This is a genomic window from Pseudomonas sp. 31-12, from assembly GCF_003151075.1.
In the GTDB taxonomy this organism is placed as follows: Bacteria; Pseudomonadota; Gammaproteobacteria; order Pseudomonadales; family Pseudomonadaceae; genus Aquipseudomonas.
This window is the reverse complement of the sequence record NZ_CP029482.1, coordinates 3,384,091-3,395,903: the sequence shown is the minus strand read 5'-3', so window position 1 is coordinate 3,395,903 and position 11,813 is coordinate 3,384,091. Positions and strand designations below refer to the sequence as shown.

10 protein-coding genes are annotated in these 11,813 nt (G+C 59.7%); 6 read left to right on the top strand and 4 right to left on the bottom strand.

What is annotated here, in order from left to right; all coding sequences use genetic code 11:
- Positions 1-13: 13 nt before the first annotated feature.
- From fdhE to fdnG, 4 genes are read right to left on the bottom strand one after another with little or no spacing between them, the layout of a single operon-like run.
- Positions 14-940, bottom strand: a complete 927-nt coding sequence (fdhE, locus tag DJ564_RS15910; RefSeq protein WP_109631181.1) for a formate dehydrogenase accessory protein FdhE — start codon at positions 938-940, stop codon at positions 14-16.
- Between the two features lie 4 nt (positions 941-944).
- A complete protein-coding gene (locus DJ564_RS15905; protein ID WP_109631178.1) occupies positions 945-1,598 on the bottom strand; it encodes a formate dehydrogenase subunit gamma in 654 nt (217 codons plus the stop codon).
- The gene (gene fdxH / locus DJ564_RS15900) at positions 1,595-2,530 is read right to left on the bottom strand and encodes a formate dehydrogenase subunit beta (protein ID WP_109631175.1); all 936 of its coding nucleotides are present in this window, start codon (positions 2,528-2,530) and stop codon (positions 1,595-1,597) included. The genes DJ564_RS15905 and fdxH overlap by 4 nt, the downstream gene beginning before the upstream one ends.
- Complete coding sequence (gene fdnG, locus DJ564_RS15895; protein ID WP_162556206.1) at positions 2,531-5,596, bottom strand: formate dehydrogenase-N subunit alpha; 3,066 nt, start codon at positions 5,594-5,596, stop codon at positions 2,531-2,533.
- A gap of 353 nt (positions 5,597-5,949) precedes the next feature.
- On the opposite strand from fdnG, the gene DJ564_RS15885 reads away from it, so the two are divergent.
- The 6 genes from DJ564_RS15885 (at position 5,950) to DJ564_RS15860 (ending at position 11,769) form a co-directional block, all read left to right on the top strand.
- Positions 5,950-7,098, top strand: a complete 1,149-nt coding sequence (locus DJ564_RS15885; protein WP_109631167.1) for a MalY/PatB family protein — start codon at positions 5,950-5,952, stop codon at positions 7,096-7,098.
- Between the two features lie 187 nt (positions 7,099-7,285).
- Complete coding sequence (locus DJ564_RS15880; protein WP_109631164.1) at positions 7,286-8,143, top strand: SDR family oxidoreductase; 858 nt, start codon at positions 7,286-7,288, stop codon at positions 8,141-8,143.
- Positions 8,144-8,388: 245 nt separating this feature from the next.
- Positions 8,389-9,000 carry a Yip1 family protein gene (locus DJ564_RS15875; RefSeq protein WP_109631161.1) on the top strand — a complete coding sequence of 204 codons (612 nt, stop codon included), beginning with the start codon at positions 8,389-8,391 and terminating at the stop codon, positions 8,998-9,000.
- A gap of 46 nt (positions 9,001-9,046) precedes the next feature.
- A complete protein-coding gene (locus tag DJ564_RS15870; protein ID WP_109631158.1) occupies positions 9,047-10,390 on the top strand; it encodes a sodium:proton antiporter in 1,344 nt (447 codons plus the stop codon).
- Between the two features lie 191 nt (positions 10,391-10,581).
- Complete coding sequence (locus tag DJ564_RS15865; RefSeq protein WP_109631157.1) at positions 10,582-10,878, top strand: hypothetical protein; 297 nt, start codon at positions 10,582-10,584, stop codon at positions 10,876-10,878.
- 414 nt (positions 10,879-11,292) lie between these two features.
- Positions 11,293-11,769, top strand: a complete 477-nt coding sequence (locus tag DJ564_RS15860) for a hemerythrin domain-containing protein (protein ID WP_109631154.1) — start codon at positions 11,293-11,295, stop codon at positions 11,767-11,769.
- Positions 11,770-11,813 lie beyond the last annotated feature (44 nt).

The following is an 11,813-nucleotide window of genomic DNA, read 5'->3' as shown; positions in this document are numbered from 1 at the left end:
GTAGCCGTTGTGCTTAGTCGCCTCCGGGTGCCAGCAGAAGATTTGGCGCCGGGCGCACGTAGCCTTCCTGTTCCAGCCGCATGTCCAGCATCAGGCTGGTCAGGTCAGTGGAAAGCGCTTCGGCTTCGGCGTCGTTTTCCAGGTACAGCAGTTTCAGGTAGCTGTGGCAGCCGGGGCAGGTTTCGGCGCGCAATGGCGCTTGATTGGCGGCATGGCGGTCGTCATCGAGGCTGACGTATTCCAGGCCTTTGCTTTGTTCGCAATACACGCATTTGACCCGCACCACGTGCCATTCGCAGGCGCACAACGAACACACCAGATACCGCAAACCGTTGTGTTTGCCACGGTGACGGATGACTCCGGCCATGGCCGGCGAACCACAGGCCGGGCACTGGCTGAGGCTGTCGCCGGGTTTCAGTACGAGGTTTGGCGTACTCAGTAGCCAGTGACTAAAAGCGGCTTGCAATGCCGCGCCGAGGAACGGCACCAGCGCCGCCGGCAGCATCGAATATTGGCCGCTGACCAAGGCGATTGCCCAGGCTTTGCGTTGCCCGCTATTGGCGTTGCGCAAGGTGGCGACGGCTTTCTCGACAGCAGAGTGTGGCGATGGCGAGTATCGCTGCAACAAGGCATCGAGATACGCCAACCAGGTGTCCTCGCGCACCAGACTGTCGGCGGCGAACGGTGGCAAACCGTGTTGTTGGCACACTTGAAGGCGTTCAGGATCAAGCGGGTTAGTCAACGGTGGATCGTCCAACAGGTTCTGCTGGGCGCGGCACAGGTCGATCACCAGTCGCAGGTAATCAGCCAGCGGGTGCCCTTCCGCGAGTTTCTCCAGACGCAACGCCCGCAACGCGAACAGGTTGCTCGGTGGCAGGTGCAGGAACGGTGGTGAACCCGCCGCCGCTTCGATCTCTCCCGGCTCAAGAATCGTCGCCAAGTCGTTATCCTTTTTTGTTGATCGGCGGATCAGGGTGCTCGTCCCGGGTCACTTCCCGATACCAGAGTTCATGATGTTTTCTCGCCCAAGCCCGGCTGACCCCGCCATGCACCATGGCGCTGACCGAGCCTTTGATCCAGAGGCCGGCGTAGATGTGGATGATGATGCTCAGCACCAGCACAAAACCGGCCACTGCATGCAGCAGCATCGCCCAGCGAATCGAGGTGATGCCGAAGTATTCGCTGAAATATGCACGCCAGATCACCAACCCGCTGAACAGCAACACCAGCATGCACAGCAGCAAGATCCAGAACAGCAGTTTCTGCCCCGGGTTGTACTTGCCGATGGGCGGCACGTCCTCTTCTTCGTTGCGCATCACCCGCCCGACGCGCCGGAGCCACAAGCGGTCATTGCTGATAAAGAAATTCGCTCGAAAGAACTGGATCACCAGACCAAGGAACAGCACAAACATCACCACCCCCATGAACGGGTGCAGGATGCGCGTCCACGGTCCGCCGCCGAACAGATGGCTGAGCCAGAACAGCGCCGGATGAAACAACGCCAGCCCCGACAGCGCCGCCATGAAAAACAGAATCGCCACCAGCCAGTGATTGGTACGCTGGTTCGAGGTGTAGCGCAGGATCTGTCTGCGGATCATGGTCTGTCCTCCCCGCGCGGATCAAAGGTGTGCACCGATGGATCGACTTCATGCACCGCCGGGTCGTTGAGCGGCGGCAACTCATCCTCTTCAACCACTTGCGGGCCGACGCGCACGTAGTGGAAGAACCCGGCCAGCACCGCCAGGCCCATCGCCAGCAAGCCCAAGGGTTTGCTCACACCCTTCCACAATTCCACCAACGGGCTGATCGTCGGGCTGCCCGGCAAACCGGCGTAGAGCGTCGGCGTGTCCGCGTGATGCAGCACGTACATGACGTGCGTGCCGCCCACGCCTTCGGGGTCGTACAAACCGGCGTGATCGAAGCCGCGGCTTTTCAGGTCGACAATGCGTTCGGCGGCGTGCTCCTTCATGTCTTCCTTGGTGCCGAACACGATCGCGCCGGTCGGGCAGGTTTTCACGCAGGCCGGTTCCAGCCCCACTTCAACGCGGTCTGAACACAAGGTGCATTTGTAGGCCTTGTGATCCTTTTGCGAGATCCGTGGAATGTTGAACGGGCAACCGGTGATGCAATAACCGCAGCCGATGCAATGGTCCTGATCGAAATCGACGATGCCATTGGCGTGCTTGATGATCGCTCCCGGGCTTGGGCACGCCGCCAGGCAACCGGGTTCGGCGCAATGCATGCAGCCGTCCTTGCGGATCAGCCATTCGAGGTTGCCGGCATCGGTTTCATGCTCGGTGAAGCGCATCAGGGTCCAGGTTTCTGCGCTGAGGTCCTGCGGGTTGTCGTAGGTGCCGAGGTTGTGGCCGACCTCGTCACGCAGCTCGTTCCATTCCGAGCAGGCGACCTGGCAGGCCTTGCAGCCGATGCACTTGGTGGTGTCAATCAGCTTGGCCACTTCCTCCTGATTGCGCACCGAAGGCGAAACAGTCGTAGTGGCCGAACGGGCGATGATGTCTTGGCTGGCCATTTAGACTTTCTCCACGTTGACCAGGAATGACTTGGATTCCGGGGTCTGTGTGTTGCCATCGCCGAGGAACGGCACCAGGGTGTTGGTCAGGTAACCGTGGCGCGTGAGGCCGGTGAATCCCCAGTGCAGCGGGATGCCGATCTGGTGCACCACCTGATTGTTGACCTGCAACGGACGGATCCGCTTGGTCACCACCGCCACCGCTTCGATATGCCCGCGCTTGGAACTGACGCGGACCCGATCGCCGGCCACGATGCCTTTCTCCTTGGCCAGCACTTCACCGATCTCGACGAATTGTTCCGGCTGGGAAATCGCATTGAGCTTGCAATGCTTGCTCCAGAAGTGGAAATGCTCGGTCAAGCGATAGCTCGTCGCCGCGTACGGATAGTCCTTGGCGACCCCGAGGGAATCCCACACCGAATCGAAGATCCGCGCCGCCGGGTTGCTGGTGGCTTTCTTGTTTTGCGGGTGCAGCGGGTTGATACCGATCGGGGTTTCGAACGGCTCGTAATGCTCGGGGAATGGGCCCTCGTTCATCTTGTCGACGGCGAAGAATCGCGCGACGCCTTCGGGGTTCATGATGAACGGATTCATCCCGGCTTCCGGTGGCGTGTCAGCCTTGAAGTCCGGCACGTCGGTGCCGCCCCAGGCTTTGCCGTTCCACCACACCAGGCGCTTTTTCTCGTCCCACGGTTTGCCTTGCGGGTCGGCCGAAGCGCGGTTGTAGAGAATCCGCCGGTTGGCCGGCCAGGCCCAGGCCCAGCCCTGATGTTGATGCATGCCGTATGGGTCGTTGTTGTCGCGCCGGGCCATCTGGTTGCCGGTCTCGGTCCAGCTGCCGCAGAAAATCCAGCAACCGGCAGCCGTGCTGCCGTCGTCCTTGAGCTGGCCGAAACCGGCCAGTTGCGCGTTGCTCTTGATTGTCGCGCCGGTGGCATCAGTGAAATCGGCAGTGGCATAGCCGTTGATTTCTCGCGCCAGTTCTTCCGGCGAGGGTTCGTCGGCAATCTTGTACGGCCACGACAGTTTGAGGATCGGGTCGGGATAAGCGCCGCCCTTGGCTTGATAGCGCTGGCGCAGGCGCAGGAACAACTCGCTCATGATCTGCACGTCGGTGCGCGCTTCGCCCGGTCCGTCGGCGCCTTTCCAGTGCCATTGCAACCAGCGGCTGCTGTTGACCAGCGAGCCGTCCTCCTCGGCGAAACAGGTGGTGGGCAGGCGAATCACTTCGGTCTGGATACCGGCGGTTTCCACATCGTTGTACGGCCCGACATTGCGCCAGAACTCTGAGGTTTCGGTGGACAGCGGGTCCATCACCACCAGCCATTTCAGCTTGGCCAGTGCCGCCATCACGCGGTTTTTGTCAGGCAGCGCGGCGATGGGGTTGAAGCCCTGGCACATATAGCCGTTGACCTTGCCCTGGCCCATCAAATCGAACACCTTGAGGATGTCGTAGTTGGGAATGTCCAGTTTCGGCAAATAGTCGTAAGCCCAGTTGTTCTCCAGCGTGGCGTTGTCGCGGTACCAGGCTTTCATCAGGCTGACGTGGAATTTGCTGTAGTTCTGCCAGTAGGACAGTTGCCCCGGACGCAACGGCATTTGCGTGCGTTTGGTGATGTAGGCGGTGTAATCCTGCTCGGCATCACCCGGCAGGGTCAGGTAGCCCGGCAGCGAGTTGGACAGCAAGCCGAGGTCGGTCAGCCCCTGGATGTTGGAGTGCCCGCGCAAGGCGTTGACGCCGCCGCCCGGCATGCCGACGTTGCCCAACAGCAGTTGCACCATCGCCGCGCTGCGGATGATTTGCGAGCCGATCGAGTGCTGGGTCCAGCCCAGCGCATAGAGAATCGTCATGGTCTTGCCCGGTTGCGAGCAGGTGGCGATTTCTTCCCAGATCTTCTGCATGGCATCGACCGGCATTCCGCAAATCTGGCTCGCCAGTTCGATGTTGTAGCGGCTGTAATGCTGCTTCATCAATTGATAGACGCAGTGCGGGTCATGCAGGGTCGGGTCGACCTTGACGAAGCCGTCCTCGCCGAGTTCATAACCCCAGCCGGACTTGTCGGTATACGCCCGCTTGGCCACGTCGTAACCACTGAAAATGCCGTCCTCGAAGCCATACCCGGCTTTGACAATGAACGATACGTCGGTGTAATTGCGCACGTACTCGTGCTGGATCTTGTCCTCGGTCAGCAGGTAATTGATCAGCCCGCCCATGAAGGCGATGTCGGTGCCGGTACGGATCGGCGCGTAATAATCGGCCACCGAGGCGGTCCGGGTAAAACGCGGGTCGACCACGATCAGACGCGCCTTGTTGTGCGCCTTGGCTTCGGTCACCCATTTGAAACCGCACGGGTGCGCTTCTGCTGCGTTGCCGCCCATCACCAGGATCAGATTCGCGTTGGCGATATCGGTCCAGTGATTGGTCATGGCACCACGGCCGTACGTCGGGGCAAGACTTGCCACCGTCGGGCCGTGTCAGACACGCGCCTGGTTATCAAACCCCAGCATGCCGAGACTGCGTATGACCTTGTGGGTGATGTAGCCCGCTTCGTTGGACGCCGCCGAAGCCGCGAGGAAACCGGTGGTCAGCCAGCGGTTCACCGTTTGGCCCTTGTCGTTCTTCTCGATGAAGTTGGCGTCGCGGTCGGCCTTCATCAGGTCGGCCACGCGGTCCAGCGCTTCATCCCAGGAGATGCGCGTCCACTCGCTGCTGCCGGGCTTGCGCACTTGCGGATACTGCAGGCGCCCGGGGCTGTGAATGAAGTCGAGCAGGCCCGCGCCTTTGGGGCACAGCGTGCCGCGGTTGACCGGGTGGTCGGCATCGCCTTCGATGTGGATGATGCTCTGCGCGACGTTCTTGGCGGTATCGCCCTGGCTGTACATGATCAACCCGCAGCCGACCGAGCAGTACGGGCAGGTGTTGCGGGTTTCATGGGTGTGGGCGAGTTTGAAATGGCGTACCTGCTCGGCGAAGGCAGGCGCCGGGAGCATGCCCAGCGCGCCGAGGCTCGAGCCCGCAAGGCCGATACCAGCGACCTTGAAGAACTGACGACGGTTGAGGTCCATCGTGCACTCCTGATCAGGTGGAGACCCGGTACTTTTGCCGGGTTTATCTGGACGATCACGGTGCCGGCAGCGTAGCTACCGACATTTGAAACTCTAGCCAATGGGAGAACTGACTGCATGAAAACCGACCATCGGGCAGCACGGTGTCGTCAGGCATCACACCACAACCTGTGGGAGCGGGCTTGCCCGCGATAGCGTCGGCACACCCGGCATCATGTTGACTGACCCACCGCCATCGCGGGCAAGCCCGCTCCCACAGGGTTTTGTGTTGTTCGGACTATTACCGTCTCGCTCCCACGGGGCTTGGCGATTATCATGGGCGCCATATCCAACCGGCCTTTATGAGACTGAGCATGACCTTCGATTTTGATCAGGTGTTCGACCGCCACGACACCGGCAGTACCAAGTGGAGCCGCTACCCGGCCGACGTGTTGCCGATGTGGGTCGCCGACATGGACTTCGCCGCGCCGCCGGTCATCCTGCAAGCCCTGCGTAAACGCCTGGAACACCCGATGGTCGGTTACAGCGTGCCTCAGGACAATTTGCGCGCCGCCATCGTCGCCGACCTCTGGAACAAATACGCCTGGCGCGTACTGCCGGAGGAACTGATCTTCCTACCGGGCGTGGAGTCGGGTTTCAACATGGCGCTGAAGGCGCTGGTCGAGCCGCAACAGAACGTGGTTGTCCAGGTGCCGAACTACCCGCCGCTGCGCCATGCCCCGGGCCATTGGGGTTTGAACAAGGTTGAACTGGAGTTCGACGCGTTGGCCGACGGCACCTATGGCACTCAGATCGAGGCCTTGAGTCAGGCACTGAAAGGCGGTGGTGCACTTTTGCTGAGCAACCCGCATAACCCGCTGGGTAAGGTTTTCCCACGGGAAGAGCTGCAAGCGGTGGCCGATATCTGCCTTGAACACAACGCGTGGATCATCTCTGACGAGATTCACGCCGAGCTGTGCTTCGACGGGCGCGTGCACATCCCCACGGCTTCGCTCAGCCCTGAGATCGCTAAGCGCACCATCACCCTGATGTCGGCGAGCAAGGCGTACAACATTGCCGGATTGAAAACCTCCTTCATGATCATTCAGGACTCGGCGGTGCGGGCGCGGGTCAATCATGCCCGTTGCGGCATGGTCGACAGCGTCAACCCGCTGGGCATGGAAGCGACTCGCGTGGCTTACAGCGAAGGCGGCCCGTGGCTGGCGGGTTTGAAGGCGTATCTGCAAGGCAATCGGGATTATCTGGTGGAAGCGGTTCACAGCCGTTTGCCGGGTGTGACGATGAACATCCCGCAAGGCACGTATCTGGCGTGGCTCGATTGCTCGGCGCTGGGGCTGGACAACCCGCAGCAATTTTTCCTGGACCATGCCAAGGTCGGCCTGAGCCCTGGCCTGGATTTCGGCGATAACGCCCGGCAATTCGTGCGCCTGAACTTCGGCTGCCCACGGGCATTGCTGGAAGAAGGATTGGCGCACATGGAGCGCAGCTTGCTCGACCGCTAAAAAACAAAGATCGCAGCCTCGTTGCACTCGACAGCTCCTCCATGGGATTCGCGTTTCCCTGTAGGAGCTGTCGAGTGCAACGAGGCTGCGATCTTCTGCTTTTGCGCAACACGAAATCCAACCGAACTCATGGCAAAACACCAGGGTCAACCCTTTGAATCCTGTGCCTCGAGATCGGAGATTTGCCATGACTGACTACCCAAAACCACCCTTTCCCAAACAAGGCCAGCCGGTTCCCGGCTCCCAACAGAAAATGGAGCCGTACCCGGACTGTGGCGAACAAAGCTACAAAGGCTCGGGCCGGCTGGACGGCAAGATCGCCCTGATCACCGGGGCAGATAGCGGCATCGGCCGCGCGGTGGCCATCGCCTTCGCCCGTGAAGGGGCCGACGTCGCAATCGCCTACCTCAATGAACATGAAGACGCGCAGGAAACCGCACGCTGGGTCGAACAGGCCGGACGCCAATGCGTGCTGCTGCCCGGCGATATCGCGCAGAAAGCGCAATGCCAGGCTCTGGTGGACAAGACGGTTGAGCGCTTTGGGCGGATCGATATTCTGGTCAACAACGCGGCCTTCCAGATGACTCACGAGAATTTCGAAGACATCCCGGACGAAGAATGGGTGATGACCTTCGACGTGAACATCACGGCCATGTTCCGGATTTGCCAGGCCGCAATGAAGCACATGAAGGCCGGCAGTTCGATCATCAACACCAGTTCGATCAACTCGGACATGCCCAAACCTACTCTCCTCGCTTACGCCACAACCAAAGGCGCGATCGCCAACTTCACCGGCGGCCTGGCGCAGATGCTTGGGCCGAAAAACATCCGTGTGAACAGCGTGGCACCGGGACCGATCTGGACGCCGCTGATCGTATCGACCATGCCCGATGAAGAGGTGCAGCACTTCGGCTCGCAAACCCCGCTGGGCCGCCCGGGGCAACCGGTGGAAGTGGCGCCGATTTATGTGCTGCTGGCGTCGGACGAGGCTAGCTACATCACGGGCCAGCGCTATGGCGTGACTGGCGGTAAACCGATGCTGTGATCGATTTCTTGTAGCAGCTGCCGAGCAGCGCGAGGCTGCGGAGCAGTCGTAAAACCATTCAGCCACGATGTTTCAGGTAAACCGTACGTGCCGGGTTTACGACTGCTTCGCAGCCGAACGCAGCCTCGCGATGCTCGGCAGTTGCTACATAGACCTCAGCGAGCGCGCAAAAAAATGAACCCCTGACAAATCTCCCTGATCAATACGTTTAGCCCCCCCATCACGGGCCGTTCGAGGAGGTCGTCATGTCCGCACCTATCGTCAAACTCTTCACCCAACCCAACTTCGCCTGGACGGATATTCGTCGCGAAGAGGAAGCACACCCGCGCCATTACCTCGCGCATTTGCTGCTGCTCGCGTTGATCCCTGCCGTCTGCCTGTTCATCGGCACCACTTATGTCGGTTGGAGCCTGGCCGAGAACGAAACCGTCAAGCTCAGCACCCAAAGTGCCCTGCAACTCTGCGTGCTGCTGTACATCACCATCATCGCCGGCGTGGCTGTGATGGGAGGATTCATCCGCTGGATGTCGCGCACCTTCGACGCGCGGCCGACCCTCAATCAATGCATCGGTTTTGCCGCCTACACCGCGACGCCGTTCTTTCTGGCCGGGTTTGCCGGGCTGTACCCAAGTCGCTGGCTGGCGATTGCGGTATTGGGCGCCGCCTCCCTCTACTCGACGTTTTTGCTGTTTGTCGGCCTGCCAACCTTCATGCACGAACGCAAGGAGCAAGGCCTGCTGAATGCGGCGTGCGTCTGGGGCGTCGGCCTTCTCGTTTTGGTGACTATTCTGGTTGAGATGATTCTGCTGTGGTTCAACGTGCTGACGCCTGAATACCTGCGCGCGACGGTCGGTTGATCCCTAAAGGCCCACACACGCGGCCCACCCCCTGCGAGAACCGAACATGAGTTTCATTTTATGGGTGGCCGTGTTGGGTGCAGTACTGCTGACGCTGGCGCTGACCTCGTCCTACCTGCGCTGGATGCCGGTGACCACATCTGCGGTGTGCCTGGTGCTGGGGGCTGCCATCGGGCCGGCCGGGTTTGGGCTGTTGAAGCTGGACACCGCTGAGGCTTCGATCTGGATGGAGCACCTGACGGAAGTCGCGGTGATCTTTTCGTTGTTTGTCTGTGGCCTGAAATTGCGCTCGCCGCTCAAGCATAAAAACTGGAGGATTGCGATCGGCCTGGCCGGCCCGGTCATGCTGCTGACCATCATCGGCATCTGCTTGTTGCTGCATTACGCGCTGCAATTGTCTTGGGGCGCGTCAGTGCTGATCGGCTCGATCCTGGCGCCTACCGATCCGGTGCTCGCCGCGCTCGTCCAAGTCAACGACGCGCGGGATGACGACAGCGTGCGGTTTGGCCTCTCCGGTGAAGCCGGGCTCAATGACGGGATTGCGTTTCCGTTCGTGATCCTTGGCCTGCTCCTGCTGCAACACGAGGGTAATCCCGGCTGGTTTGGCGACTGGGTGTTGCACAGTCTGATCTGGGCCGTTCCGGCGGGTTTGCTGACGGGTTACGGGATGGGACGCGGCATCGGGCGCCTGACGTTGGCGCTGCGTATCAAGAATGATGACAGCACGCTGTCCCCGAACGATTACCTCGCCCTCGCCCTGATCGCGTTGGCGTATGTCGGAGCCGAGTCGATCCACGCCTACGGGTTTTTGTCGGTATTCGCCGCCGGCCTCGGATTGCGCCAGGAGGAAGTCAGCTCCACAGACAGTGACGAACTGCCGGCCGAGCATTTGGTCCAGCCTGTGGTCGGTCACCAGAACGTCGAACCGCAACACGCTGTGCATGGCGATACCGACAATCTTGAAGACACTCAGGTCGCCGCGGGCATCATGATGGGTGACATGCTCGCCTTCGGCAGCCTTGTGGAGCGGGCCATGGAAGTGTTTCTGGTTACGCTGCTCGGCGTTGTGCTGATCGCTCACTGGGATTGGCGCGCCCTGCTGCTCGGCGGGGTATTGTTTTTCCTGATTCGCCCTTTGAGTGTCGCAGTGATGCCGTGGGGGCGATTGCTCGATTGGCGCCAGCGAATGTTGATCGGCTGGTTTGGCATACGTGGCATCGGCAGTCTGTTTTACCTGTTCTATGCCGTGAATCACGGGTTGGGCCAGTCTGTGTCGACGCTGTGTATGGACCTGACCTTGTCCGTGGTTGCGTTGAGCATTCTGATCCACGGCATCAGTACGCAACCCATCCTCGCTCGCTATGAGCGGCATAAGAAACAGATTATTTGATTTTTTGCCTAACTGTTCACGGTTAGATCCATCGAATTTCTGCATTCAGATATTTGAAATCCCTGCGCAACCCGGTAGTCACAACCTTAATTCCGCCTGATTTTTCAGCACGGCGGGACCCGACAGGTTCGGTTCCACTGTGGCAACGATGCCTTCAAAAAGGGACCTCGAAAAAGATTAAGGTGCCGGTCATGATCCAATGTTCAACCCCCGATCAAATCAAAGCCTGCCGGGCGTTCGCCCTGGAATGCAATCGCCAGATGTTCGAAGACGCCCAGGCGTTGAACCGCTGCGCCTTCGAGATGCTTGAGGGCGGCGAGATGGACATGGAACGGTTTGAACGCTATCGAGCGATGCGCAGGAAGGCTGATCTGAAGTTTCAGGAAGCGATCGAGCATCTGCGCGTGCTCAACGAGGATTTCCCGCCGATCCCGATGTCGGTGAACAACTCTCACCGGTTGCGCCAGCGGCTTGAAGACCGGGCTTGAGCCGCCGCCCACCAGGCGCGCCTGATTCTGTGGCTCACTGACTAAAGAGCCCGGCTATTTGCCGGGTTCTTTGCTGCCTGGTAGTCAGGTGTTACATCACCGGTACCGCTTAGACTGCGACCCTTCAGTCTCAAGGTGGCAAGCACGGTTTCGGTGGTGCGAATCTGATCGGCGGCAAGACGCTAAAAATTCACATTTTCCGAGGGGAAAATTCACGCCGCGAACTGCATGAGTCAATTTCCGGACTCATGCAGCCTGCACGACCTCAGTTTGCCATCAGCCTTTTCAACCTGTTGTTTTATATGGTTTTATTGATGAATCAAAGTCGGCACGACAAATGCTGCAGGACAATGAGCGACCTACGGCCATGAGACCGTTTGCGCCCATCCCCGTGACTATTTGAGAGATTCGACCATGAACGCCATCGACCTGTTGAAAGCCGACCATGAACGCGTAAAGGGCATCCTGACCCAATTGAGCGAGTCCACCGAGCGTGGCGTTAAAAAACGCACCGAACTGCTGGCCAAGCTTGAAATGGAAATTGCCATCCATACCCGCCTCGAAGAGGAAGTCTTGTATCCAGCGTATAAAAAGGCCGGAGGCAAGGAACAGGACGTCATGTATTACGAAGCCAAGGAAGAACATCGCACTGTGGATTCGCTGGTGCTGCCGGACCTGAAAGTCACCGACCCATCCACCCCGGAATTCGCAGGTCGTGTGAAAGTGGTCAAGGAGCTGCTGGAACACCACATCGAAGAAGAAGAAACCGAAATGTTCCCTCAGGCCAAAAAGCTGCTGGGCAAAGCCACCCTCGAAGAGTTGGGTGCGCAGATGGAAACGCTGAAAGCCCAGTACAAGAAAGAAATGAGCACGCCTAATCTGGCAGCATGATTGGGGTGACTTATGTAAAGAAGCCCGGCATTTGCCGGGCTTTT